The sequence below is a fragment of the Pseudoalteromonas sp. JSTW genome (genome assembly GCF_013423925.1).
Classification (GTDB): domain Bacteria; phylum Pseudomonadota; class Gammaproteobacteria; order Enterobacterales; family Alteromonadaceae; genus Pseudoalteromonas; species Pseudoalteromonas lipolytica.
This window is the reverse complement of the sequence record NZ_CP058972.1, coordinates 2,126,749-2,153,049: the sequence shown is the minus strand read 5'-3', so window position 1 is coordinate 2,153,049 and position 26,301 is coordinate 2,126,749. Positions and strand designations below refer to the sequence as shown.

Annotated in this window: 19 protein-coding genes; 12 read left to right on the top strand and 7 right to left on the bottom strand. The window is 42.8% G+C overall.

Features of this window, described 5'->3' with window-relative positions:
- Positions 1–36: 36 nt before the first annotated feature.
- From gltB to GZH31_RS09805, 3 genes are all read left to right on the top strand, one after another.
- Positions 37–4,494, top strand: coding sequence for a glutamate synthase large subunit (gene gltB / locus GZH31_RS09815; RefSeq protein WP_036967633.1), 4,458 nt, complete (start codon positions 37–39; stop codon positions 4,492–4,494).
- 9 nt (positions 4,495–4,503) lie between these two features.
- The gene (locus tag GZH31_RS09810; RefSeq protein WP_065978706.1) at positions 4,504–5,919 is read left to right on the top strand and encodes an FAD-dependent oxidoreductase; all 1,416 of its coding nucleotides are present in this window, start codon (positions 4,504–4,506) and stop codon (positions 5,917–5,919) included.
- Positions 5,920–6,135: 216 nt separating this feature from the next.
- Positions 6,136–8,253 (top strand): S8 family serine peptidase, encoded by a 2,118-nt coding sequence (locus tag GZH31_RS09805; protein WP_180310920.1) that lies wholly within the window; start codon positions 6,136–6,138, stop codon positions 8,251–8,253.
- Between the two features lie 188 nt (positions 8,254–8,441).
- Here GZH31_RS09805 and GZH31_RS09800 read toward each other — a convergent pair whose 3' ends face one another.
- The 4 genes from GZH31_RS09800 to nadK all read right to left on the bottom strand — a co-directional run bounded on the left by GZH31_RS09800 (position 8,442) and on the right by nadK (position 12,204).
- The gene (locus GZH31_RS09800) at positions 8,442–8,840 is read right to left on the bottom strand and encodes a hypothetical protein (RefSeq protein WP_036967641.1); all 399 of its coding nucleotides are present in this window, start codon (positions 8,838–8,840) and stop codon (positions 8,442–8,444) included.
- A gap of 78 nt (positions 8,841–8,918) precedes the next feature.
- The gene (gene recN / locus GZH31_RS09795) at positions 8,919–10,592 is read right to left on the bottom strand and encodes a DNA repair protein RecN (protein WP_065978704.1); all 1,674 of its coding nucleotides are present in this window, start codon (positions 10,590–10,592) and stop codon (positions 8,919–8,921) included.
- Between the two features lie 68 nt (positions 10,593–10,660).
- Entirely contained in the window at positions 10,661–11,224 is a 564-nt protein-coding gene (locus GZH31_RS09790) for a hypothetical protein (RefSeq protein ID WP_036967646.1), read from the bottom strand.
- A 95-nt stretch (positions 11,225–11,319) separates the two neighbouring features.
- A complete protein-coding gene (gene nadK / locus GZH31_RS09785) occupies positions 11,320–12,204 on the bottom strand; it encodes an NAD(+) kinase (RefSeq protein WP_036967648.1) in 885 nt (294 codons plus the stop codon).
- Positions 12,205–12,325: 121 nt separating this feature from the next.
- On the opposite strand from nadK, the gene GZH31_RS09780 reads away from it, so the two are divergent.
- Together GZH31_RS09780 and grpE are read left to right on the top strand one after the other, a co-directional pair.
- Positions 12,326–13,270, top strand: a complete 945-nt coding sequence (locus GZH31_RS09780) for an HrcA family transcriptional regulator (RefSeq protein ID WP_036967651.1) — start codon at positions 12,326–12,328, stop codon at positions 13,268–13,270.
- Between the two features lie 58 nt (positions 13,271–13,328).
- On the top strand, positions 13,329–13,937 hold the full coding sequence (gene grpE / locus GZH31_RS09775) for a nucleotide exchange factor GrpE (protein ID WP_036967654.1): 609 nt from the start codon (positions 13,329–13,331) through the stop codon (positions 13,935–13,937).
- A gap of 24 nt (positions 13,938–13,961) precedes the next feature.
- On the opposite strand, the gene GZH31_RS09770 is transcribed toward grpE, so the two are convergent.
- Positions 13,962–15,161 (bottom strand): multidrug effflux MFS transporter, encoded by a 1,200-nt coding sequence (locus tag GZH31_RS09770; protein WP_036967656.1) that lies wholly within the window; start codon positions 15,159–15,161, stop codon positions 13,962–13,964.
- A 195-nt stretch (positions 15,162–15,356) separates the two neighbouring features.
- On the opposite strand from GZH31_RS09770, the gene GZH31_RS09765 reads away from it, so the two are divergent.
- On the top strand, positions 15,357–16,154 hold the full coding sequence (locus GZH31_RS09765) for a M48 family metallopeptidase (RefSeq protein WP_065978701.1): 798 nt from the start codon (positions 15,357–15,359) through the stop codon (positions 16,152–16,154).
- Between the two features lie 89 nt (positions 16,155–16,243).
- Positions 16,244–16,432, top strand: coding sequence for a hypothetical protein (locus GZH31_RS09760; RefSeq protein ID WP_180310919.1), 189 nt, complete (start codon positions 16,244–16,246; stop codon positions 16,430–16,432).
- Between the two features lie 264 nt (positions 16,433–16,696).
- Here GZH31_RS09760 and GZH31_RS09755 read toward each other — a convergent pair whose 3' ends face one another.
- Positions 16,697–17,479: a nucleoside-binding protein gene (locus GZH31_RS09755; protein WP_065978699.1), complete on the bottom strand. Its 783-nt coding sequence runs from the start codon at positions 17,477–17,479 to the stop codon at positions 16,697–16,699.
- Positions 17,480–17,605: 126 nt separating this feature from the next.
- Positions 17,606–18,919, bottom strand: coding sequence for a Na+/H+ antiporter NhaC family protein (locus GZH31_RS09750; protein WP_036967666.1), 1,314 nt, complete (start codon positions 18,917–18,919; stop codon positions 17,606–17,608).
- Positions 18,920–19,209: 290 nt separating this feature from the next.
- On the opposite strand from GZH31_RS09750, the gene dapB reads away from it, so the two are divergent.
- The 5 genes from dapB (at position 19,210) to GZH31_RS09725 (ending at position 26,276) form a co-directional block, all read left to right on the top strand.
- Positions 19,210–20,007 (top strand): 4-hydroxy-tetrahydrodipicolinate reductase, encoded by a 798-nt coding sequence (dapB, locus tag GZH31_RS09745; RefSeq protein WP_065978698.1) that lies wholly within the window; start codon positions 19,210–19,212, stop codon positions 20,005–20,007.
- 207 nt (positions 20,008–20,214) lie between these two features.
- Positions 20,215–21,351: a glutamine-hydrolyzing carbamoyl-phosphate synthase small subunit gene (carA, locus tag GZH31_RS09740; RefSeq protein ID WP_036967672.1), complete on the top strand. Its 1,137-nt coding sequence runs from the start codon at positions 20,215–20,217 to the stop codon at positions 21,349–21,351.
- A gap of 16 nt (positions 21,352–21,367) precedes the next feature.
- Positions 21,368–24,586: a carbamoyl-phosphate synthase large subunit gene (gene carB / locus GZH31_RS09735; RefSeq protein WP_036967675.1), complete on the top strand. Its 3,219-nt coding sequence runs from the start codon at positions 21,368–21,370 to the stop codon at positions 24,584–24,586.
- Positions 24,587–24,637: 51 nt separating this feature from the next.
- Positions 24,638–25,114 (top strand): transcription elongation factor GreA, encoded by a 477-nt coding sequence (gene greA / locus GZH31_RS09730; RefSeq protein WP_036967677.1) that lies wholly within the window; start codon positions 24,638–24,640, stop codon positions 25,112–25,114.
- A 118-nt stretch (positions 25,115–25,232) separates the two neighbouring features.
- A complete protein-coding gene (locus GZH31_RS09725; protein WP_065978695.1) occupies positions 25,233–26,276 on the top strand; it encodes a S66 peptidase family protein in 1,044 nt (347 codons plus the stop codon).
- Positions 26,277–26,301 lie beyond the last annotated feature (25 nt).

The window sequence follows — 26,301 nt, the reverse complement described above, 5'->3', positions numbered from 1 at the left end:
CTGAACCGCTAGTCGTTGTAGCAAGGGGAGGGGTCTATGTTATACGACTCAAAATTAGAAAAAGATAATTGTGGCTTTGGCTTAATCGCCCAGGTCAATGGTCAGGCGAGTCATCGCTTGATTCGAACCGCAATCACAGGCCTAGATCGCATGGAACACCGTGGTGGTATTTCTGCTGATGGTAAAACAGGTGATGGCTGTGGTTTATTAATGCAAAAACCCGATAGTTTCTTTCGTGCAATTGCCAGTGAACACGATTGGCATTTAGGGAAGAACTACGCAGTCGGCATGGTGTTTTTAAATGCCGATCCCGTGCTTGCACAGACTGCTAAAGATGTTTTGAGTGAAGAGCTCGAAAAAGAAACCTTAAATATCCAAGGATGGCGAGTCGTTCCGACAGACGCATCTTGTTTAGGGCCAATTGCAAAAAAACAACTACCTGGCTTTGAACAAATTTTTGTCAGCGCACCTGAGGGCTGGCGTCCAAAAGATTTAGAGCGTCGTTTGTATGTTGCGCGTCGCCGTGCAGAAAAGCGCCTAGAAAATGATGAGCATTTCTATATTGCGAGCTTGTCTGGCTTGGTAACGGTTTACAAAGGCTTGATGATGCCTGTGGATTTACCGAACTTTTACCTCGATTTAGCTGACATGCGCATGACGAGTGCGATTTGTGTATTTCATCAGCGTTTTTCTACCAATACGCAACCTCGTTGGCCATTGGCGCAGCCGTTCCGCTATTTAGCGCACAACGGCGAAATTAATACCATTCAAGGTAACCGCCAGTGGGCACGTGCCCGTGCTTATAAATTTGCATCTCCACTGATCCCTGATTTGCAATCAGCAGCCCCATTTGTCAACGAAAGTGGCTCTGATTCATCAAGCTTAGATAACATGCTTGAATTGTTCTTAGCGGGTGGTATGGATTTATTCCGTGCGATGCGTATGCTTGTTCCGCCTGCATGGCAGAAAAACCGAGCCATGGATGACGATTTACGTGCTTTCTACGACTTTAACTCTATGCATATGGAACCATGGGATGGCCCTGCTGGTATTGTTATGTCTGATGGTCGTTTTGCGGCCTGTAACCTTGACCGAAATGGCCTTCGTCCAGCGCGTTATGTCATTACGCAAGATGGATTTATTACGCTTGCTTCTGAGGTGGGTATTTGGGATTACGCGCCAGACGAAGTGGTTGAAAAAGGACGAGTTGGTCCGGGTGAATTATTAGTAATTGATACTCACCAAGGTAAAATTTGGCACTCTGACGAAATTGACCAAGATCTTAAATCACGTCACCCGTATAAAGCGTGGCTAGAAGCTAACGTTAAGCGTTTGACTCCGTTCGAAAAACTGGCTGAAAAAGATGCAGGTAATCGCTCGTTTGATGACGAAACACTGCTGAAATATCAAAAAATGTTTGGCTTTACTAACGAAGAACTCGACAGTGTTGTTCGTGTCATGGGCGAAAACGGTCAAGAAGCAACGGGCTCAATGGGTGATGACACCCCATTTGCCGTGCTGTCTGAAGGGCACCGTTCATTATTTGATTACTTCCGCCAAAAGTTTGCACAAGTAACCAATCCACCGATTGATCCTCTGCGTGAGAATCATGTTATGTCACTTGCCACGTGTATTGGTAGTGAGCAAAACGTGTTCAATGAAACCACGGGTCATGCGAAACGTCTGCAATTTGAAACACCGATTTTGATGTACGCAGACATGAAACAGCTGTTAAGTGCTGACCAAGCGCATTACAGCTACTGCAAAATCGATATTACTTACACAGCCGAAGAAGGCCTTGAAAAAGCGATCACACGTATTTGTGACGAAGCGCAAGAAAAAGCCGCATCAGGGTGTGTGATGTTAGTCTTGAGTGACCGTAACTTTAGTGAAACGCACCTACCCATTCCTGCTGCAATGGCGGTAGGATCAATTCAAAAACGATTAGTTGATAATAACTTACGTTGTGAATCAAACATCATTATTGAATCAGGTAGCGTGCGAGATGCTCATCAATTTGCTGTGTTATTAGGCTTTGGTGCGACGGCGATTTACCCTTATTTGGCCTATGAATCGCTGGTTGCAATGAGCGATAAAAAAATTATCAACAAGAGCTATTGTGAAGTCACGTTGGCGTATCGTAATGCGATCAACAAAGGCCTTTACAAAATCATGTCGAAAATGGGGATCAGTACAGTTGCCTCATATCGTTGCTCGATGCTGTTTGAAGCGGTTGGTTTGTCAGAAGCGGTTATTGAAACCTGTTTCAATGGTGTAGCAAGCCGTATTAAAGGTGCGTGTTTTACTGACTTTGATGATGATCAACGTAAGCTTCATAAGCTCGCATTTAGTAAGCGCAAGTTATTAAGCCATGGTGGTTTATTAAAGTATGTTCACGGTGGTGAATATCATGCTTACAACCCTGATGTGATCCAAACTCTGCAAAAAGCAGTGCGCTCGGGTGAGTACAGTGATTACGTTGCTTACGCTGATTTAGTTAATAACCGCCCAATCACAAATTTACGTGACATGTTGGCGCTTAAAATTCCTGATGCCGGAATCAGTATCGATGATGTTGAACCAGCAACAGAGCTGTATAAGCGTTTTGACTCGGCGGCAATGAGTATTGGTGCACTATCACCTGAAGCACATGAAGCATTGGCTATTGCCATGAACCGCTTAGGTGGGTGTTCTAACTCAGGTGAAGGGGGTGAAGATAAACTTCGCTATGGCACCGAGAAAAATTCACGTATTAAACAGGTCGCCTCAGGCCGATTTGGTGTAACACCGCATTATTTACGCAGTGCTGATGTGATTCAAATTAAAGTAGCACAAGGTGCAAAGCCCGGTGAAGGAGGTCAGTTACCGGGTGAAAAAGTAACGCCTTATATCGCTAAACTGCGTTACTCAGTACCGGGTGTAACGTTGATTTCACCGCCACCGCATCATGATATTTACTCTATTGAAGATTTAGCCCAGCTAATTTTTGATTTGAAACAAGTGAATCCTGAAGCTCTAATTTCAGTGAAATTAGTGTCTGAACCCGGTGTCGGTACGATTGCAACGGGTGTAGCAAAAGCCTATGCAGACCTCATTACGATTGCGGGTTATGACGGTGGTACAGGTGCAAGCCCGCTTACTTCTGTTAAATATGCAGGCAGTCCTTGGGAGTTGGGCCTAGCTGAGACACAACAAGCTTTGGTTGAAAATGGCTTACGCCACCGTATTAGATTACAAACGGATGGTGGTTTGAAAACCGGTCTCGATATTATTAAAGCCGCTATTTTAGGTGCTGAAAGCTTTGGCTTTGGTACGGGTCCTATGGTGGCACTGGGTTGTAAATACTTACGTATATGTCATTTGAATAACTGTGCGACTGGTGTAGCAACGCAGGACGATACACTTCGTCAGAAGCACTACCATGGCTTACCAGAAATGGCGATGAACTACTTTAAGTTTATTGCACAAGAAGCGCGTCTAATCATGGCAAGCTTAGGGGTAACCCATTTAACCGATTTAATTGGTCGCTTAGATTTACTTGAGGCGATTGAAGGCAAAACGCCGAAGCAAAAGAAAATTGATTTATCGTCAGTTGTGGCTGTGCCGAACAACCCAACCGGTGAAACCTTGTATTGCAGTGCGCCAAACAGCTCGCACTATTTAGGTCAGCTTAATGAAACCTTGCTTGATAAAGCCAAGCAAGCGATTGATGAAAAATCGGGTATTTCATTAGTGAGCCGCGTGTGTAATACAGACCGCTCTGTGGGGGCGATGCTATCAGGATACATTGCATCTAAGCACGGTAACCAAGGTATGGCTGCCGATCCTGTATCTATAGAGTTACACGGCACTGCAGGTCAGTCGTTTGGTGTATGGAATGCTGGAGGCCTAGAAATGACGTTGGTGGGTGACGCTAACGATTATGTTGGTAAAGGCATGGCGGGGGGCAAACTTGTCATTCGCCCACCGATGGGATCATCATTTGAAAGCCACAAAGCAACCATAGCAGGTAATACGTGCTTGTACGGTGCTACTGGCGGCAAATTGTTTGCAGCAGGATGTGCGGGTGAGCGTTTTGCTGTTCGTAACTCAGGTGTGCAAGCGGTTGTAGAAGGTGTGGGCGATAACGGCTGTGAATACATGACAGGCGGTGTTGTGTGTGTCCTTGGCAAAGTCGGTATTAACTTTGGTGCGGGGATGACGGGCGGTTTTGCTTATATTCTTGATGAAAGCAATGACTTTGAAAAACGCATTAACCCTGAGCTTGTTGAAATTGTTACGCTGGAAGATTTAGCGTCTCATCAAGAGCATCTTCGTGGTCTTATTGCAGAGCATTTAGAGCTAACGGGGTCTAACCGCGCTGAGCAGATTTTAGCGAACTTTGATTTATACATTCCGATGTTTAAATTGGTGAAGCCAAAATCAAGTGATGTAAAAAGTTTACTCGGACACCGAGCACGCAGTAGTGCAGAGCTTCGTGTTCAGGCTCAGTAAGGGGGTAGTATGAGCGAAAATGTATACCAGTTTATCGATGTACAACGTGTTGACCCGCGTAAAAAACCGATTTCGGCACGTAAACAATCATTCGTGGAAATTTACGAGCCGTTTTCTGAGACGCAAGTAAATTCACAAGCGGACCGTTGCTTAGATTGTGGTAACCCGTATTGTGAGTGGAAATGCCCAGTACATAACTATATACCGCAATGGTTAAAGCTAATTCGTACAGGCCGTATATTAGAAGCGGCTGAGCTGTCACATCGTACAAATAGTTTACCTGAGGTCTGCGGTCGAGTGTGTCCACAAGACCGCTTATGCGAAGGCTCATGTACACTTGACGAAGAGTTTGGTGCTGTAACAATTGGTAATATTGAAAAATATATTACAGACACTGCTTTTAAAATGGGCTGGAAACCAGATATGTCTTATGTGGTTTGGTCTGATAAAAAAGTGGCGATTATTGGTGCAGGTCCAGCCGGGTTAGGTTGTGCTGATATTCTAGTGCGTAATGGTGTTAAACCGGTGGTATTTGACCGTCACCCTGAGATAGGGGGGTTACTTACTTTCGGTATTCCTTCATTTAAGCTTGAAAAAGAAGTGATGCAGAAGCGTCGTGAAATTTTCACTGAAATGGGGGTTGAGTTTAAACTAAACACGGAAGTCGGTGTTGATATTACCCTAGATGAAATTCTTGCTGAATATGATGCAGTCTTTTTAGGCGTAGGGACCTATCAAAGTATGCGCGCAGGATTTGAAAATGAAGATGCCGATGGCGTACATGATGCTTTACCGTTCTTAATTGGTAACACAAATCGTGTTATGGGCTACGCTGAAGACAAGCAAGCTTATATTGATATGGCCAACGAAAAAGTGGTTGTATTGGGCGGGGGTGACACCGCAATGGACTGCGTAAGAACGTCAATTCGCCAAGGTGCAAGCAAAGTAACATGTGCTTATCGCCGTGATGAAGAAAACATGCCAGGCTCTAAACGTGAAGTTAAAAATGCCCGCGAAGAAGGGGTTGAGTTTACTTTTAACGTGCAACCTAAAGGCATTGTAGTTGACGAGCAAGGTAAAGTTGCAGGCGTAAGAATGGTCAAAACGCAACTGGGTGAACCAGATGAAAATGGCCGCCGTCGTGCTGAAGAAGTGGCTGGTTCAGAGCATGTGATAGAAGCCACTAAAGTGTTAATGGCATTTGGTTTTAAACCGCACAAAATGGATTGGCTTGAACCATATGGCGTTGAAATTAACCATTGGGGTGGTATTAATGCACCTGAACAAGGTGAATTTACCCATCAGACAACGAACCCTAAAATCTTCGCTGGTGGCGATATTGTTCGCGGCTCAGATTTGGTGGTAACGGCTATTTTTGAAGGTCGCAATGCGGCAGAAGGAATTATGGATTACCTAGAGGTGTAAAAGCTATCTGCAATACTCCCCATTCATAATTTTGTATAGATACTAAAGCAAGCCTGCGGGCTTGCTTTTTTTGTGCTTGTAAAATATTGATTGCGTACGCAGGGGCTATTCCTAAAGCCTTATGAGGGTTTTCCCCTATATCGGTGAGTGTCACTCGCTGCGAGTATATGTTCTGTAGTTACAAAAAAGTAACAAACTAATCCAGGAGATAAACCAATGCGAACTAAACTTTCTAGTATACTCATCGGTCTTGGCATGGTTGGCAGCTTTGCCACTCAAGCACAAGCCTTACTAGGCCCAGAATTAGCAGAAAAATTATCAACAACAAGCCTAACTCAAAGCCTTACTGAACCAAGTATCAAAGTCATTATAAGCTTTAAAGATAAACAGCAGGTTTATAATGTAATGCAGTCACTCGGTGTGCCGTACTTAGCCTTAAAAGAATTACCCATGGTTGGCGCTACGCTGACTCCTTCACTCGTCACACAGTTACAAAATAACCCTGCCATTGAAAGTATTTATTATGATGCGCCACTGCGCTATTACAACTATAACTCGGGTGAGATCACTGGCGGTCATTTTGTACATGATAACTATTTATTTACAGGCAAAGGTGGCGTTGTGGCTGTACTCGATTCAGGAGTCGATGCGACACATCCCGATTTAGCTTACGGTGATAAAACCATTCAAAATGTAAAACTAATAAACGATCTTGATTTATACGGTTTGACCGCCGATATCGAAGGGTTACCAAACACCGATACATCATCAGGACATGGCACCCATGTTGCTGGCACTGTTGCGGGCAGTGGCACTGATTCTGCGAATGATCCTACACGTGCTAATTTGCATGATGGCATTGCCCCAGATGCAAAGATTGTCGGTATTTCTGCTGGTGAAGCCATTTCAATTTTACATTCTTTAAAAGGCTTTGATTATGCATTAGCTAACCAGCACAAATACGATATTGATGTTATTACGAATAGTTGGGGAGGGGGAGCAGGAAGTAACTTCGACCCTAATAACCCTGTAAACAAAGCATCATTCGAAGCATACAAACGCGGCATGATTGTCACTTTTGCTGCGGGTAACGATGGCGACGGTGATGATACCCTCAATGTGTATGCCGTCGCTCCTTGGGTTATTGACGTCGCAGCAGGCACGCCGAATAGAATGCTGGCTGATTTTTCTAGCCGTGGTGTGCCAGGTGATGCGATTAAAACACCCGACATTACAGCACCTGGCTCAAGCATATATTCGACGCGAGCACTCAATACCCCTTTGCCCGCTTTAGGACCGGTCATCGATTTAGATAACCCTGATTATTATGTTTACTATGCGACGATGAGTGGCACGTCGATGGCAACCCCTTTTGTTGCAGGTGCTGCGACTGTGCTGCTTGAAGCAAACCCGCATTTATCGCCTGATCAAATTGACGAAATTTTAAAAGCCAGTGCCGATGACATGTTTGATGAAACAGGGCGACAGTACTTACCGCACGAAGTAGGGGCGGGTCATATTAATGTGAAAAAAGCAGTTGAGCTTGCATTACAAACTGAAGGTAATATGCGCCAGTTTTTAGCTGGAGACACTGAATTTTCGAGTCAAGGTGCTTGGCAGCAAGCAGACAACACTGCTGATAAAGTTTACTTTGCCGGCAAGTGGTCAGAAACAACGGATAGCAGTGCTTATAACGGCACACTGGCAAAAGCAAAAGGGCCTGGAAATATTGCTTATGTTGGCTTTAAAGGTGAGCGTGCGAAAATACACTTTGCGGCAACTAACCAAGGAGAGGTCAGTATATTAGTGGATGGAGTCGAGTATGAATCGTTGAGCGTCAGTGGTGAAAAAGGCGAAGCCATTACCGTGGCAATTAACCAATTAGACGACTCAGCACATACACTTGAAGTGCGCACTATATCAGGACAAGTCGCATTAGATCGATTCGAATTTGACGGTATTGTCACCCAGCCCGGTGTGTCATTTACTACACAGTTAATGCCAAGTATTGAGGGTACAATGGGACCATCAGTAAGTTTAGATCTTGCTGGGCTTGGTGTTGACCCAGCCTATAGCATTATTGAGCATTTAGTTTCAGTACCTGATAATGTTATGGGTGTGACTGCGGTCTTAAGTTGGCAACCATTTGCAGACCTTGATTTTTCAATAGCAAACAGTCAGGGAGAAGACCTCGCAAGCTCTGCGACACTTGATAACCCCGAAACAGCACAGTTATCGGTTACAGAAGCTGGAGACTATATTTTCAAAGTAAAAGGGTATACCAGCGTCGTGACTAATTATCGTATCGACTGGCAGATAGTCACTCAAGACTAATATAAGCAGCGGGTAAACATTACGCTTACCCGCTAATTTCTTTAACTACGTTACCAATATTAACTACGTTACTAATATTATAATTGCTTATTCTTATTAACTGACCCTGTTTAAAGCTATGTGTAACGATGGCTAAAAATCAGTAGGTTTTTTTAAATGAGAGAAAAAGCCCGACAATTTAAAACAGACTACCAGCAGCCTGATAACGTGTTTTTTACTTTATTGCTGTGTTGTTTTAATAAAAAGTAAGCAAGGCTTACCACGATAAAATGACAAATCATTACAACAACAGACCAAACAGAAATTGTCTCTGATTGCTGGCTCACTATTACAAACAGTATGAGCATCATTGCTGCAGAAGCATATAAATATGTTTGTAAACGTTGTTTAAACCTTAGGTGCTTCCATCGGCTCCATAGCACCAAAAGTAGCGCCACGATAGGAAACGCAAATAAAGTGCATTGTAGTAGAGCGAACATATAATTTTGTGACACGACAGGTGTATATGACACAGAGGCGTGCAGTAAAGGTGAGCTTAAGCTCAATAATAACCCGCTTGCTAACCCAAACTTACGTTGTTTATTCATTGTATAATCCGGTCGAAGGCTATGCACAATAGCCTTAATTAATTACTAAAACGTTAATGTCATTAAGTGCGAGAGTGGTTATGCATGCGCACTAATCAGCTCTTTCGCATTTGCTCTGGCCATTTTGCTAATATTATCGCCAGCGAGTAGACGGGCAATTTCATCAATTCGTCCATCTTTACTGAGCTTATTCATTTGTGTGTAGGTTTCACCATTTGCAATTTCTTTCGCAACAAAAAATTGCTGATGCCCAGAGCTAGCAACCTGTGGCAAGTGCGTAACACAAATAACTTGGGTTGATTTGCCAAGCTGGCGCAATAACTTGCCAACCGCTGAGGCCGTTGGGCCAGAAATACCCACATCGACTTCGTCGAATATGAGTGTTGGCGTTGTCACGCGCTGGGCGATAATGACTTGTATCGCTAAACTGATACGCGAAAGCTCGCCACCCGATGCAACTTTCGATAAAGCTTGCATTGGTTGCCCAGGGTTGGTCGATACCAAAAACGCCACGGTATCAAACCCCATTGCACTGGGGGCTTTATCACTTGTTTGTTGAATATCAATCGCAAACTGGCCATTTTCCATTGATAAGTTAGCCATGCTATCGCTGATCAATGTGTTGAGTGTTTCAGCATAACGCTGGCGGCTATCACTTAAAACCTGTGCAGCGTCTTTATATTCATCAAGGGCTGTATTTATCTCGGTTTCTAGTGATGCTAAGCGGTCACTATTGTAGCTAATTGAAGCAAGCTCTTGCGCAATTGATTGGTGAAATTCTACCAGCTCTTCCGGTTTTATATGGTGCTTGCGTGCTAAATCCATTGCCCCAGTTAAACGAGTTTCTACTTCGTCGAGGCGAGCAGGATCTAAATCTGTTATATCTACATAGCTGCGAATTTCACGGCTTGCTTCTTCAACCTGAACAGCGGCTTCACTTAAAAGCGCTGCAATGCTAGATAGGCTATCATCGTAGCCGGCAAGTTCAGCAAATTGCTGTGCACTGTGTTGCAGCATTGAGCATGCACTTTGCTCATCACTTTCGTATAAGTGCTGAAGTTCACGCTGGCACGACTCTAAAATAGTTTGGCTGTGGCTTAACTTATGGTGCTCAGCTTCTATTTCTTCAAACTCACCGGGTTGTAAGGCAAACTCGTCTAATTCAGCAACTTGGTATTCAAGTAGCTGTTTTTGAGCCGCTTGTTGCGCTTGTTGTTGTTCTAAGTGGTTAAACTCTTTTACTAGCGCCTGATAGGCTTTAAAACGTTCTTTAACATTGGAAAGCAGGTTTGTATGGCCAGCATATGCATCCAGTAAATGCAGCTGATGCTCGGCTTTTAATAAATGCTGATGCGCGTGTTGACCATGAATAGAAATGAGGTATTGCCCAAGCTCTTTAAGCTGCGCAGCAGTGACAGGGCTGCCATTAATATAGCTTTTACTCCGGCCATTTTTACAAATAACACGGCGCAGTAAGCATTCACCTTCTGCATTAGACAGTAAGTGATGCTCTAAAAACTGTTGTGCAAGGGGTAATTGGGTAATATCGAATTGCGCGCAGATTTCTGCACGCTCAGTTCCTGGACGAACAGCACCCGCATCGGCGCGTTCGCCTAAACACAACGATAGGGCATCAATAGCAATTGATTTCCCTGCACCTGTTTCACCTGTAATGGCTGTCATGCCATTGTGCCACTCAGTACTCAAGTTACTTACAATGGCAAAGTTTTTAATTTCTAACCCGATTAACATACTGTTTATCCATCCAGCTAATTAACTGTTAATTTATACAGTGTTTTCGGGTTTTGCAAATTAAATTTTTATGCTTTTGTTAATTCTGATATCTGTTTTTCGTGATTTAATTCATCAGGCATTGATGGACTCTGGCTTTGCGCTGGGTCATCATGTTGATTAATAGGTGGCGCGTATTTAATAACTTCAATTAATGAGGGTAATACTTCTTGATAAAACGCTTTATTGTATTCAATGCCATTATAAGGAAGTTGTGCCATAAAGTATTGTAATCTATCGGCAAGTTGGTCATGTTCATGCGGGCTTTGTGCTTTGTTTGCTTCCATGATTATGGTGCTGATAAACAACTCACTAATAAACTCTAAATGCGTTAGATTTTCTTCGTTGTGAGCTTGAACGACAAAGTAATTACTGGTGATTTGGTTCAAACGTGCAACATTTTTAGGGCGAATGAGCTTTGCTTCACTAAATTCGATTAATTTAATTTTGAAGTCGTTATTGATCTCTTTTACACGTTGATGAAAGCGTTTTTTTTCGGCTTCTATCGCTTTGCGACGGTTGCTTTCGATGATCCAATAGCAGCCTAGTAGAGTGATCAACAATAAAAGAGCAAGAAAAACTATATAGCTCATTTTTGCTTAGGTTCCTTAAATGTGTACTACGGTAAAGTGAATTATTTTGCGCTAATAGATTTCACTTGGCAATTATTTAAGAAGAAAATTGCTGTTTAAAATAAGCGGCTACCCCAGTTCAGTTTTTTTCGCAGTACATTGTAATAAGAATATTCTTTTGGATGAATTAAGCGTAACCGTTTGTCAGCTTTTTTGATAACCACTTCATCGCCAGGTAAAACAGCCAAAACAACGTGGCTGTCACAGCTCACTTGTAAGCTGTCGGTATTTTCTAGGCTGAGTTTAAGGCGTACTTCGTTATCGGCATCAACGACTAAAGGGCGACTCGAAAGAGTATGAGGAAACATGGGTACTAACGAAATAGCATTCAGTTCTGGTGTCAAAATAGGCCCTCCACCAGAGAGAGAATAGGCCGTTGAGCCAGTCGGTGTAGATACGATTAAACCATCAGAGCGTTGTGAAAATACAAAATCATTATTTATGAAGGCTTCGAACTCAATCATGTGAGCGACTTTATCGGCATGGAGTACCGCTTCATTAACCGCTGAATTTGCGCTTTTAAGTTCAGCATGTCGGTATACTTCTACTTCTAGCAGGAAGCGTTTTTCTTCAATGAATTGACCGCTTAGAACCTGCTCTAAACTTGCTTCAAAACCTTCTGGGTTTAAGTCGGTTAAAAATCCGAGGTTACCACGGTTTACGCCAATCACTGCAACGTCAAAACGCGCTAAAACACGTGCAGCACCTAACATGTTGCCATCGCCACCGACAACGATGGCTAAATCAGCACGCTCGCCTAACTCAACGAGTTTAACGAGGTTGTTCGCAGGCACATCTTCTAATTGCCGACCCGTTCGTTGCTCAACGAGCACCTCAAAACCTAACGCTCGTAAAAAGGTGTGTAATCGCTGTAGCGTTGTAGCCGCGGCGCTGTGGTTAGGTTTACCAATTAAACCTATGGTTTTAAACGGTGAGTCCATGGTACGTGCACTTAACTATTTCATAGGGATAGATTACATTAAAAATTAATGCTTTGAAAATAACTTGAAATAAACTTGCAGTGCCCAAATATCTTAGGGCAAGTGTCAAGATGTAAGAATTATGAAATTAAACCCCCGCGATCAACAAATTTTTTCAGCCGTAATGAGCCTATATTGTAATGGCGAGGGCCAACCAGTGGCTTCAACGCGTATAGCAAAGCAAAAGGGCATGGCTGTGTGCTCTGCCACAGTGCGAAATGCAATGGCAAGGCTTGAAAAAGAAGGGTTGCTTTATTCGCCACACACCTCGGCAGGCCGCGTGCCAACAAATGCTGGGTTTGACTATTGGTTAACCGAATTTTTCTCTTTGCCCGAAATTGCGACGTATTGGCAACCTCAACAAGCACAACTTGTTGAGCTGGCCCACGGCTTGAGCCAACGTTATAAAGTATGTTGTTGTGTTGGTTTACCGCAAGTGAGTTCGCAATTGGTTTTTAGGGTTGAAGTACTTGACTTTGATGGCAGTGATTGGCTTATTTTACTGATTGATAGAGCAGGGCAAAGTCACAATATTTGTATTAGTAAACCTGAGGACGCCAGTGATTCGGTTCGCTATCAGTTTGCAACGTGGCTTAATACGGTGTTCAGTCAACAAACTCTGATGGAAGGTCTTTACCGTATGCAGGCAATGGCGAATACTGCACCGCGCAACTGCCATGACTCGTTGACCCAATGGACTCGCCAATTGAGCCAGAAACTGGGGTCTGATAACAGTATTGTGGTAGGTGAAAACTATTTATATAAGCAAGTAGACTGTCAAACGAGCTTAAATATAGGCGTCTCATTTCTAAATTTTGTTGAAGACAAGCTCGCATTTAGAAACGGTTTGTCGGTATTAAACACAGAACAACTTCCATTTACCGATTGTGATGAGTTAATGGTGATCAGCCTTCCTTACTTTAATAACCTCGAATATCAGAGTCGTTTTTGTGTTATTTGTCCAAAATCAGCACAAATTGAAGCAATCATCCAAGAATTTGAGTTAATCGGGTCATCAACCTCTTGAATCTTTTTATTCAATCCCCATAATTACCGCAGTTGTAAAGAATTGGAGCATTTAAGCTATGTCTGAGCAGACAAAATCACCAGAGCAAGAAGTTGAACTAAACGAAGAATTTGAACAAATGCAAGCGGATGTTGACGCAGCCGTTGAAGCAGCAGAGCAAGTTGAAGGCGAAGAACTAAGCCCTGAAGCTGAAATTGCACTACTTTATAGTGAACTAGAAGCTGCAAAGCAAACTATAAATGATCAAAAAGACAGTGTTGTACGTGCCGCAGCAGATGTTGAAAACATGCGTCGCCGTGCCGCACAAGATGTTGAAAAAGCTCACAAGTTTGCACTTGAGAAGTTTGCTAACGAATTATTACCCGTGATTGATAATTTAGAGCGTGCGATTGAGTTTTCTGACAAAGAAAATGAGCAGCTTAAGCCTGTACTTGAAGGTATCGAGATGACGGTAAAAAGCTTCAACGATGCCGTGTCTAAGTTTGGTGTAGAAATTGTTAACCCACAAGGTGAGCAGTTTAATCCAGAATTCCATCAAGCGATGTCAATTCAACCAAGCAATGATGTAGCACCTAATACGGTACTTGCAGTTATGCAAAAAGGGTACACGTTAAACGGTCGTTTACTGCGTCCTGCTATGGTAATGGTATCGAAAGAAGCTGAATAAACGCTTTTTAGAGAAAAATGCCTGTCATAGACAGGCATTTTTTTTGTCTAATTTTCGATGCCAAAGCTGCACAAGTAGTATAAGGATAAGCGCACTGAACATCATGGCTGAAAATGGCACCGCACTTTGTGGGTGAATAAACGCGAGGATAGGTCCTACGAGTGCGCCACTGCCAAAACGTAACGTACCAATTACCGCCGTTGCAGTCCCTGACTTTTCCTCGAATTGCATTAAAATCAATGAGTCGGCATTACTTGCCACAATCCCCAAACTCATCATTAAAGGCGCTATGCTTGCGACGATAAAATACAGCGACAAATGCATTAAACTAAACAGCAGTAATGCTGAGCCCGATGCAAAGCCAATACCTAAGCCTATAAACAGTAATTTGCGCGATCCTAAGCGTGGTACAAGTCGGGTATTCATAAAGTTACCGAACATTAAGGCAAGTACGTTAAAGGCAAATAAAATACCGAAGAGTTGTTCATCTACTTTAAAAAAGTCCAAATAAACGTAAGGCACAGACGTTAAAAAGCAGAAAAATGCGAACGAGGCAAACATAGAGCTAGCGATGTCGGCACGCGCACTTTGACGTGAAAAGACGGTTTTATAGCTGTTAAAAAATAACGCTAAACCGCGTTGCTGACTTTTGAAAATAGGGATATCAATTAAGTAAAGTTGCACAAGTGCTAAAATCGCAAAGCTATACGCAGCTAACACTAAAAATATAACCTGCCATGTCGAAATGCCCATAATTAAAGAGCCAAGCGTGGGGGCGATAAGGGGCGCTACCATCATGATCATCGATACATACGACATCCCCTTTGCCGTATTCTCACGGTAAATATGACGAATAATACCCGGTACAACCACGGTTGCCGCGGCACCAGTGAAAGCCTGTACTGCCCTAAGTGACCAAAAAAGCTCTATGTTATGGCAAAATGCCAGTGCTAACGAACTTAAACCAAACAGCGCTAAGCCTACTTTAGCCAGTAATCGTCTACCAAGCTCATCGGCAATAGGGCCAAAAAATAGCATACCCAGTGCATAGCCAGCTAAATAGATACTCAATGAAATTTGTACATTTGGCATGGTTGTTTGTAAGTCATTGGCAATGACCAACATCGCAGGTAGATACAAATCAATTGCCAGCGGAGTAATGGCGACAATACTTGCCAGTAACGGCAATAAAATGCGTTTATTTAATGTGTCGGGGGAAGGCATTGGAAACTCATTTATCAATCAATAGACCCCTATTGTAGCAGCGAGTGGTTCATTGGTGAACTTAGTTTGCCTGCTAACTAAAAGATTTAACTGAAAAATCACATTTGCACGGTGGGAAATGTATTTTCATATAAAATTAATGAATGCTTTGCTATATTAGCAACAATTGCACTAATAGTATTTGTAAGGATTCACATGAAAAAGTTAATGATGGTCGTGTTAGCCACCGCTGTTTTAGCAGGGTGTAAAACGTCTCCAACGGGACGTACACAGATCGCGCTCTACTCAGATCAACAAATGAGTCAAATGGGCCAAGCAAGCTTTGCTGAAATGAAGAAAACACAGCCGATTAACTCCGACCCAAAAGTTAATGCGTATGTAAAATGCATCGCAGACGATGTGATTTCTGTTTTGCCGCGTGAATATGCTCAACAAGCATGGGAAGTGGTGGTGTTCGAAGAAGATTCCGCGAATGCGTTTGCATTACCAGGCGGCTACATTGGCGTACATACCGGATTATTAAAAGTAGCGGTTAACAGGGATCAACTAGCGACCGTGTTAGGCCATGAAGTTGCACACGTTATTGCTGAGCACTCGAATGAACGTGTATCGCAAAACTCCTTGATTCAAACAGGTTTACAAGTCGGTGGTGCTGCGCTTGATATGGGTAATGTGCAATATCGCGGTGAAATTATGCAAGCACTTGGACTCGGCGCACAATTTGGTGTGGTGTTACCTTTTAGCCGCTCACATGAATCTGAAGCTGATATTGTAGGTTTAGATTTAATGGCAAAGGCTGGCTTTAATCCAGAGCAGTCAGTGTCATTATGGCAAAACATGAGTGCAGCTGGCAGCAGCGGCACACCCGAATTCATGTCGACTCACCCAGCACCGGGTAATCGAATTAAAGAGCTACAAAAACACATGCCAACGGCTTTAAAAGCACAACAAGCGGCAAAAGCGCAGGGCAGAAACCCACAGTGTAAACTGTAATAAAATCTTACCAGAGCTGCTTATGCAGCTCTTTTTAATTCCATTTTGCACTTGGAGTTGAAGCAGATAAAGTTCAACGTGATTGTATCATGCTTGATAAATTAGCTAATTCAATGACTGACTTGGCAAAAAAATATTCAGTAACATTACTTGAACAACGGCAAGATAAATCCAAAGCAGAGTATTTCATAGAAGCAAAATATATTGAAATTAACTCCATAGATGGGTTTTCCCATCGGTTAGACCAAGCTCATCAGCAACATTACATGTGCAACTAAAAAAAGTGATGAGATTATAGCGAAAACAACGAAGGAAATTGGTTCTGGAGTAGCCTTTGACGCTTGTGACCGCTTAGAGAAAATAGCCGTTGCGGGTGGTCGCTATGTGGCTAAATGGACTTCTGATCAATTTAATTAAAAAAAGCCTGTAGTCTAGCTGACTGCAGGCTTTAATATTGATAACTCGCAACTCGCAACTCGCAACTCGCAACTCGCAACTCGCAACTCGCAACTCGCAACTCGCAACTCGCAACTCGCAACTCGCTAGAACGTCCACTCAACATGAAGTTGTGGGACTGATTCAGTGGTATCTGTGCCTAGTTTGTTATGCCAGTATTGCCACTCAAGGCCAAGTAACAGGGTATTTTCTTTCATGCTGATTGCATGACCTAAATCCCATGTAATAATAGGCTGTGCTAAAATCCATGCTTTAACGTCTTGACCGAATTCGTTTTCACGCTCTGCAATGTACTCAACATGGCCTGTCACATTAAATTTTTGTGAGCCAATAGTGAATGGGTAGCCCCATGCTACATCAATCATCCAGCTGTTTGTTTCAGTAGGAGCACCACCACGAGCAACACCTTCACTGTCATCAATGTAGGCTGTAAACAACGTTGATAAAAAGCTAAAACCTGGTGCTTGCCAGCTTAGTTTTACACCGGGTAAATATTTTAGAACCTTTGAGTCTCCAGCAGCGTTAAAGCCCGCAGTTAAACCTACGTCAGCAATCGCACCATATGAAAAATCGTTGCCTGAGATTTTTGACAGGCTGAAGGTTGAATACCATTCACCATAAAAGTCTTTATCTTGATATCCATCTTGTAAATCATCATCACTGTAGTCAATAAAAAAGAAGTTATCGCCATAGTCATAACCAGATGCATGCTGTAATGACACAACCGTTGTGTTTGATTTAGCCAAAGAAAACGGATTTTTGTGCTCACCGTTATTGATGTGTAATTGCGTTGAGCTCCAATTAGCCGCATAGCTCGAAGTACTCGCTGCACATAGCGCAGCAATAGAAAGGATCTTTTTCAAGTTCATATCTCAATATTGATGTAGTCAAAACAATTCACTTGATTAAGCGAATTAGTATATAAAGGGGGATACAAAGTGAGGATTATAGCAGATACGTCCTTAAAATGACGTATCTGCTCAAAAATATTTAACTTAGGCTTTATTACGGCGTAAGCATATTACCGCAATCGCAGTAAACGCGAGAATAAAACAATAATATGACGATGTAGATACTTGCCAAGGGCTGATTTTAAACGTTGCACCTAACAATAAGGCTTGTGCGCCGTAGGGCAAAGAGCCTTGTGTTACACAGGCAAAAATATCTAATAAACTGGCTGAGCGCTTGCCAGTGATTTCACCGTCATCGGCCAGTTTTTTCGCAATAGGGCCTGCAACAATAATAGACACCGTATTATTAGCAATACATACGTTACTCGTCATTACGAGTGCTGCAATACCTAATTGATCAGCAACTTTACGATGCCATTTAGCAATAATTTTCGTGATTGCCTGAATTTTGTTAGCAATGTAATCAAGGCCACCGTTTATACGAATAAATTCTGACAGGCCGCCAATAAACATAGATAACAAGAAAATTTCCTGCATATCGGTAAAGCCTTTGTAGATATCTTTTACAAAGCTTGCGCCTTCATAACTGCCTGTAAAGCCCATTAGTGCTGCGAAAATAATCCCGCTAAACAGCACCACAAATACATTAAATCCCATCACCGCTAGCACTAAAATAAAGGCATACGGAAGCACGAGTAATATATCGTAATCCTGTGTTTCAACCGCTTCAGCTGCCGGTGTTAAAAAGAACAATAATGCAATGGTGAGTGCAGCAGCAGGCAGAGCAATCTTTAGATTCTCGCGAAATTTATCTTTCATTTCACAACCTTGTGTACGGGTAGCCGCAATAGTTGTGTCAGAAATGATTGATAGGTTATCGCCAAACATTGCACCCGATACAATTGTACCGGCCATCAATGCCGGATCGATACCCGTTTTTTGCGCTACGGCGTAGGCAATAGGGCCAATCGCGCCGATGGTGCCCATTGATGTGCCCATGGCAGTTGAAACCACGGCAGCGATTAAAAATAAGCCCGGAAGTAATAAAGCTGGGGGAATAAGAGATAAACCGGCATTCACGACGGCATCAACACCCCCCGTTGCGCCTGCGACGGCAGAAAATGCACCTGCAAGAAGGTAAATCAAGCACATAGTAATGATATTGCTATGACCTGCACCTTTTATAAACGTTTCAACACTGTGGTTAATCGTGTTTCTATTTAAAATAAAGGCCAACATAATGGCAGGTAAAATAGCAACCGGTGCCGGTAGTTGATAAAAGGCGTAATCAACACCTTGAGATTGTAAGTATAAGCCTGCGCCTAAAAATAAGCCGACAAACACCAAAAGCGGCAGCAAAGAAAGTTTTGCTTTTGTTTTATTAAATGATGGCTGCATCATATTCCTCGTTAGATAACCAAAAACACAGCCAAAAACTTCTTTTAGCTGTATTTAGTTGTTGTTTTATGAAAATAAAAACAACAACAGCGCCCGCAAGCCAAAGACCAAATCGGCGCAAAGGAAGAAGTTTAAATGTATAGATGGCTAAATGCAAAGGCTATCTGTTATTATTGTTGTTATTTTATAAATCCAAAAAATTAGCGCTGTATTTTTTATAAGCTAACCTGACTATTACATGAGTTTTCGATAAAATCTAGCCAGCTAATAAGAATAGATAAGGTAAAAGTATGAACCGTATAGGTGTATTTGGTGCCAATGGCCGCATGGGGCTTGCACTATTAGAGGCTGTTACAAAAAATGAGCACTCTGTGTTAACGGGGGCGTATGTCCGTGAAAATTCACCGCTTATTAATTTAGCTGTTAATCAATTAAACAGTGCCGCTGATGCGGATGTGCAATTTAGCAAAGAAACTGATGTAAAAGAGACTGACGTACTTATTGATTTTACTTTACCCGCGGGGATGCGTAATCACCTCAAAACAGCGGTAGAAAAAAATATAGCCATGGTGATCGGCACGACAGGCTTAACCCACGACGACCTTGAAGCGTTAAACGATGCAGCAAAGTATATCCCGATTGTTTTTGCTCGTAACTATAGCGTAGGCGTTAATTTACTGCTTAACTTAGTGCAGACTGCAGCTGTGAAATTTGGCGATGACATGGACATAGAGATTTTTGAAGCGCACCATCGTCATAAAATTGATGCGCCCTCGGGCACGGCTTTAGCTATTGGTGAGGCTATTGCAGAGGCAAAAGGCTGGCAACATGATGACGTTGCACGTTTCGATAGAAGCCACGATGAACAAGCAAAATCGCAAAATGAAATCGGTTATTCGGTCATGCGAGGCGGAGATATAGTAGGTGAACACACCGCATATTTCGCAACTTCTGGCGAAAGACTAGAATTAACTCATAAAGCAAGTTCTAGAATGACCTTTGCCTTAGGTGCTGTAAGAGCTGCGGGCTGGTTGAAAAATAAGCCGGCTGGACTTTATGACATGCAAGATGTGCTTGACTTGAAGTAGTTTAGTTTCTTTTTTGGCAGTTTCAGTGAAAATTAAGTTAATAACGCTTATTTTTACTATTTTATTAATTATGATTAGATCTGAAAAGCAAATTACTGTAAAATAGCGCCAATTTGCCAAAAATTCATAAATGCGTGTTTCCAATCGCTTTAAACGGGCAGTAGAGCAAATGACTTTACTCCCGTTTTTTACTGTTAGGAGGTTAACTTGACTAAATCCGCTCTGTTAGTCCTAGAAGACGGCACAGTGTTTCGCGGTACTGCAATCGGCGCTGACGGCATGTCAGTCGGTGAAGTAGTATTCAATACGTCTATGACTGGTTATCAAGAAATTTTGACTGACCCTTCATACGCGGAACAAATCGTAACTTTGACGTACCCACATATCGGTAATACGGGTACTAACAGCGAAGACGAAGAAGCGGGTCAAATCTGGGCTAAAGGCCTAGTGATCCGTGATTTGCCACTGCTAGCAAGTAATTTCCGTAACGAGCAATCGTTAAGTGATTACTTAAAAGAACGCAATATCCTAGGTATTGCTGACATCGACACTCGTAAATTAACACGTATCTTACGTGATAAAGGCGCTCAAAATGGTTGTATCATTGCAGGCGACGAGTTAGATGAGAATAAAGCGCTCGAAGCTGCGCAAGCCTTCCCAGGCTTAAAAGGCATGGATTTAGCAAAAGTTGTCTCAACCAAGGAAAATTTTGAGTGGCGTGAATCAAGCTGGACATTAGGTGAAGGCTTTAAAACGCTAGAAGCAGCAGACGAGAAATTTCACGTTGTTGCTTATGACTTCGGTGTTAAACGTAATATCTTACGCATGTTAGTTGACCGCGGTTGTAAATTAACCGTTGTGCCGGCACAAACATCTGCTGAAGACGTACTCGCACTTAACCCAGACGGTATTTTCTTATCGAACGGCCCTGGTGACCCTGAGCCTTGTACCTACGCCATTGACGCAATTAAGACCTTTTTAGAAACAGATACGCCAATTTTTGGTATTTGTTTAGGTCACCAATTACTTGCGCTTGCCTCTGGTGCAAAAACAGTAAAAATGAAGTTCGGTCATCACGGTGGTAACCACCCAGTTAAAGACCTTGACCGCAATGTGGTTATGATCACTGCGCAAAACCATGGTTTCGCAGCGGATGAAGCGACATTACCAGCGAATTTACGTGCAACTCACGTTTCATTATTCGATGGTACGCTACAAGGTATTCACCGTACTGATAAGCCTGCATTTAGCTTCCAAGGTCACCCTGAAGCAAGCCCAGGTCCTCACGATGCAGCACCTTTATTCGACCACTTCATCGACTTGATGCAAGCTCGTTCTAACTAATTTAACCGGAGTAACAATGCCAAAACGTACCGACATAAAAAGCATTCTTATCTTAGGCGCGGGCCCGATCGTTATCGGTCAAGCTTGTGAATTTGACTACTCTGGTGCACAAGCGTGTAAAGCACTACGAGAAGAAGGCTATCGAGTTATTCTTGTAAACTCGAACCCTGCAACTATCATGACTGACCCTGAAATGGCCGATGCGACGTACATCGAACCAATTCACTGGGAAGTGGTAGAAAAAATTATTGAAAAAGAAAAGCCAGATGCTGTACTCCCAACAATGGGTGGTCAAACAGCATTAAACTGTGCGCTTGACCTAGACAAGCACGGTGTGTTGGCTAAACACGGTGTTGAGCTAATCGGTGCAACTGCGGATGCCATCGATAAAGCAGAAAACCGTGAGCGTTTTGACGCTGCAATGAAAAATATTGGCCTTGAGTGTCCGCGTGCTGAAATCGCTCACTCAATGGACGAAGCACACGATGTACTTACTCGTATAGGCTTCCCATGTATTATCCGTCCATCATTCACCATGGGTGGTACCGGTGGCGGTGTTGCATACAACCAAGAAGAATTTGATGAAATTTGTGAGCGTGGTTTAGATTTATCACCAACAAATGAACTTCTAATTGATGAATCATTAATCGGTTGGAAAGAGTACGAAATGGAAGTTGTTCGTGACAAAAACGACAACTGTATCATCGTATGTTCTATCGAAAACTTTGACCCAATGGGCGTTCACACGGGTGACTCAATCACCGTTGCACCAGCACAAACGTTGACGGATAAAGAATACCAAATCATGCGTAATGCATCGATGGCGGTACTTCGCGAAATCGGCGTTGAAACAGGTGGTTCAAACGTACAGTTTGGTGTGAATCCAGTTGATGGCCGTATGGTTATCATTGAAATGAACCCTCGTGTATCTCGTTCATCGGCTCTAGCGTCTAAAGCAACGGGTTTCCCAATTGCTAAAATCGCTGCGAAACTAGCTGTAGGTTATACGCTTGACGAGCTTCAAAATGATATCACGGGTGGTAAAACACCTGCTTCATTCGAGCCTTCAATCGATTACGTTGTGACTAAGATCCCACGTTTTAACTTCGAAAAATTCGCAGGTTCAAACGACCGTCTTACTACACAGATGAAATCTGTGGGTGAGGTTATGGCTATTGGTCGTAACCAACAAGAATCACTACACAAAGCATTACGTGGTCTTGAAGTGGGTGCAACAGGTTTTAACCCAATTGTTGCGCTTGATGACCCGAAAGCGAAAGAGAAAATCATTCGTGAATTGCGTGAGCCAGGTGCCGAGCGTATTTGGTATGTTGCTGATGCAATGCGTCATGGTATGAGCGTTGAAGATGTATTCGAATTGACTAAAATCGATCCATGGTACTTAGTACAAATCGAAGATATCTTAAAAGACGAAGAAACAATCAGCGAAGTAGGTATGGCTGGTTTAAATGCCGAGTTCTTACGCAAGCTTAAACGCAAAGGTTTTGCTGATGCACGTATCGCTGAAATTGCGGGTGTATCTGAAGCTGAAATTCGCAAAAAACGTCACCAATTAAATATCGTGCCAGTCTACAAACGCGTTGATACGTGTGCGGCAGAATTTAGTTCAGACACAGCTTACATGTACTCAACGTATGACGAAGAGTGTGAAGCGAACCCGTCTGACAAAGATAAAATCATGGTAATTGGTGGTGGTCCTAACCGAATTGGTCAAGGTATCGAATTCGATTACTGCTGTGTTCACGCGGCATTAGCGCTACGTGAAGACGGTTACGAAACAATCATGGTTAACTGTAACCCTGAAACTGTTTCAACAGACTACGACACATCTGACCGTCTATTCTTCGAGCCAATTACGCTTGAAGATGTATTAGAAATCGTTCGTGTTGAAAAACCAAAAGGCGTAATCGTTCAGTACGGTGGTCAAACTCCACTTAAACTGGCTCGTGCACTTGAAGCGAATGGTGTGCCAGTTATTGGTACGTCACCTGATGCAATCGACCGTGCTGAAGACCGTGAGCGTTTCCAACAACTTGTTGAGCGTTTAAACCTTCTTCAACCTGAAAATGCAACAGTAACGTCTCTAGAAGAAGCGATTGTAAAATCGGCTGAAATCGGTTTCCCTCTGGTTGTACGTCCTTCATATGTACTTGGTGGTCGTGCGATGGAAATCGTTTACGATGAAGATGACTTACGTCGTTACATGACTGAAGCGGTATCTGCATCAAATGAAGCCCCAGTATTGCTTGACCGTTTCTTAGATAACGCAATCGAAGTTGACGTTGATGCTATCTGTGACGGTGAGCAAGTGATTATCGGCGGTATTATGGAGCATATCGAGCAAGCAGGTGTTCACTCAGGTGACTCAGCATGTTCATTACCTGCTCATTCATTAACTGCTGAAGTACAAGACGTAATGCGTAAGCAAGTGACAGACATGGCACTTGAGCTTGGCGTAGTGGGTCTTATGAATACACAGTTTGCAGTGAAAGACGGCCAAGTTTACTTAATCGAAGTAAACCCTCGTGCAGCGCGTACAGTACCGTTTGTATCAAAAGCAACGGGTGTAGCACTTGCTAAAGTAGCAGCGCGTTGTATGGCAGGTCAGTCATTGGCAAGCCAAGGTATCACCAAAGAAGTGATTCCTCCTTACTACAGCGTTAAAGAAGTTGTATTACCGTTTGCTAAGTTCCAAGGTGTTGACCCAATGCGTGGCCCAGAAATGCGCTCAACGGGTGAGGTAATGGGTGTTGGTGAAACATTCGCCGAAGCGTTCGCTAAAGCACAATTAGGTGCAAGCAACACTTTACCACGCGGTGGTCGCGCGTTACTATCGGTACGCAACAGTGACAAACCACGTATTGTTGAACTTGCTAAAACTATGACTGAACTTGGTTTTGAGCTAGATGCAACAGGTGGTACTGCCAAAGCACTTGAAGACGCTGGTATTGCAGTTCGTCGCGTAAACAAAGTATTCGAAGGTCGTCCTCATATTCTTGATAGAATTAAAAATGGTGAATACAGCTACATTGTAAACACTACTGAAGGTCGCCAAGCGATTGAAGATTCGAAGGTGTTACGTCGTGGTGCGTTACAGCACAAGACTAACTACACAACGACACTGAACGCGGCATTTGCTAACTGTACTGCAAACCAAGCAGACGACCGTAGCAAAGTGACGTCAGTTCAGGAACTACACCAGCGAATGAACTAAGGAAATGTGCCAAGGGCGAGTGATTCGCCCTTGGGATTAAGTGAGAATAATATGCAATCAATTCCGATGACGGTTCGTGGTGCAGCATTACTGCGCGAAGAACTTAACGAATTAAAAACAGTTACCCGTCCAAAAATCATTGCTGATATTGCTGACGCACGTGAGCATGGTGATTTGAAAGAAAACGCGGAATATCATGCTGCTCGTGAGCAACAAGGTTTTTGTGAAGGTCGTATTCAAGAAATTGAAGCGAAGCTTTCAAATGTACAAATCATCGATATAACTAAGATGCCTAAGACAGGTAAAGTTATTTTTGGTACAACGGTTACTATCGTTAATGTTGAAACCGACGCTGAGGTTAAATACCAAATCGTGGGTGATGATGAAGCAGATATCAAAAATAACCTGATCTCTGTAAACTCGCCAATCGCGCGTGGTTTAATTGGTAAAGAGGTTGATGACGCCGTTACCATTAAAACACCTAATGGTGAAGTTGAATACGAAATCATTGAAGTTGAGTATATTTAATAGCTTAACCAAGCATTGATGAAGCCGCGGTTTTATACCGCGGTTTTTTTATGCCTGTTTACAGCCACCCAATTATTCGTTACGTTGGCGTTCTATTAACGATTATATAGAGGTGACAATGGCAAAAATTCACTACCCTAAAGCGCTTTCAAAAGGCGATAAAATAGCCATTTGCGCTTTTTCATCAGGGGTTGATCAAGCATATCACGCACGTTTAGATCTTGTGTTGGCGGGCTTAAAAGCAAAAGGCTTTCAAGTTATAGAAGGGGCATGCTTACGCGAAGCCCATAGTCCTGCAAAACAGCGTGCAGATGAATTAATGCAGTTTTTAACAGATGACTCAATTGCCGCTATCATGCCGCCATGGGGCGGCGATCTCACCATGGAAATTTTATCTTTACTTGATTTTAATGCGATAAGCCAAGCACAACCGAAGTGGTTAGTGGGATTTTCAGATATCAGTACATTTGCATGTGCTTTAACGACACGATGTGGTTGGGCAACACTGCACGCAGCAAATTTAATGCAAATTCACCCAGACGATCCTGATGAATACTTAGCAAACATTTTCAAAGCACTACAATTAGGTGAAAAAGGTCAATTAAATCAAGTGGCCTCACCTTATTACCAGCAGTCTGTTATAGATTATTCGCACCAGCCGCAGGCACAGTTTGATTTAACTGCACCGAGCCAATGGCGTTGTATAAACTACAAAGACACACGTAAAATTGAAGTGTCAGGGCGCTTGATAGGCGGCTGTTTGGATACGTTAGGTTTACTATTACCTTCTAATTACTACGCATTACATGAATTTAAAAAACAGTATGCACCTGAAGGACTTATTTTATATTTAGAAAATGCAGAGCTCAGCCCGATGGCACTTGCACGCTGTTTGTTATCGTTAAAATTGAATGATGTTTTTACCGATGTAAATGCCGTTGTGTTTGGTCGCAGCCCTGCAATAAATAACGACTGCTACTTTGATGAATACCAAGCAATTGAGCTCGCATTTAAAGGCAACTTATTTCCGGTTATTGTCGATGCAGACATTGGACATGTTGCGCCAAATTTAGCGCTTATTAATGGTGGTTTTGCAACGATTACTGCTGACTTAAGTGAAGGTATGGCGCGTAATGTGAAGGTCAATACAACGTTAAATTAAATATTACGCCTACGAGAGTAGGCGT

Bases quoted from the DNA above. Each gene is read 5' to 3' on its own strand.
- carB (WP_036967675.1), top strand. From the start codon at position 21,368: ATGCCAAAACGTACCGACATAAAAAGCATTCTTATCTTAGGCGCGGGC.
- nadK (WP_036967648.1), bottom strand. From the start codon at position 12,204: ATGGACTCACCGTTTAAAACCATAGGTTTAATTGGTAAACCTAACCAC.
- GZH31_RS09810 (WP_065978706.1), top strand. From the start codon at position 4,504: ATGAGCGAAAATGTATACCAGTTTATCGATGTACAACGTGTTGACCCG.
- GZH31_RS09780 (WP_036967651.1), top strand. From the start codon at position 12,326: ATGAAATTAAACCCCCGCGATCAACAAATTTTTTCAGCCGTAATGAGC.
- GZH31_RS09790 (WP_036967646.1), bottom strand. From the start codon at position 11,224: ATGAGCTATATAGTTTTTCTTGCTCTTTTATTGTTGATCACTCTACTA.
- GZH31_RS09800 (WP_036967641.1), bottom strand. From the start codon at position 8,840: ATGAATAAACAACGTAAGTTTGGGTTAGCAAGCGGGTTATTATTGAGC.
- greA (WP_036967677.1), top strand. From the start codon at position 24,638: ATGCAATCAATTCCGATGACGGTTCGTGGTGCAGCATTACTGCGCGAA.
- GZH31_RS09765 (WP_065978701.1), top strand. From the start codon at position 15,357: ATGAAAAAGTTAATGATGGTCGTGTTAGCCACCGCTGTTTTAGCAGGG.
- GZH31_RS09760 (WP_180310919.1), top strand. From the start codon at position 16,244: ATGCTTGATAAATTAGCTAATTCAATGACTGACTTGGCAAAAAAATAT.
- GZH31_RS09805 (WP_180310920.1), top strand. From the start codon at position 6,136: ATGCGAACTAAACTTTCTAGTATACTCATCGGTCTTGGCATGGTTGGC.
- GZH31_RS09755 (WP_065978699.1), bottom strand. From the start codon at position 17,479: ATGAACTTGAAAAAGATCCTTTCTATTGCTGCGCTATGTGCAGCGAGT.
- GZH31_RS09725 (WP_065978695.1), top strand. From the start codon at position 25,233: ATGGCAAAAATTCACTACCCTAAAGCGCTTTCAAAAGGCGATAAAATA.
- GZH31_RS09750 (WP_036967666.1), bottom strand. From the start codon at position 18,919: ATGCAGCCATCATTTAATAAAACAAAAGCAAAACTTTCTTTGCTGCCG.
- recN (WP_065978704.1), bottom strand. From the start codon at position 10,592: ATGTTAATCGGGTTAGAAATTAAAAACTTTGCCATTGTAAGTAACTTG.
- grpE (WP_036967654.1), top strand. From the start codon at position 13,329: ATGTCTGAGCAGACAAAATCACCAGAGCAAGAAGTTGAACTAAACGAA.
- dapB (WP_065978698.1), top strand. From the start codon at position 19,210: ATGAACCGTATAGGTGTATTTGGTGCCAATGGCCGCATGGGGCTTGCA.
- gltB (WP_036967633.1), top strand. From the start codon at position 37: ATGTTATACGACTCAAAATTAGAAAAAGATAATTGTGGCTTTGGCTTA.
- GZH31_RS09770 (WP_036967656.1), bottom strand. From the start codon at position 15,161: ATGCCTTCCCCCGACACATTAAATAAACGCATTTTATTGCCGTTACTG.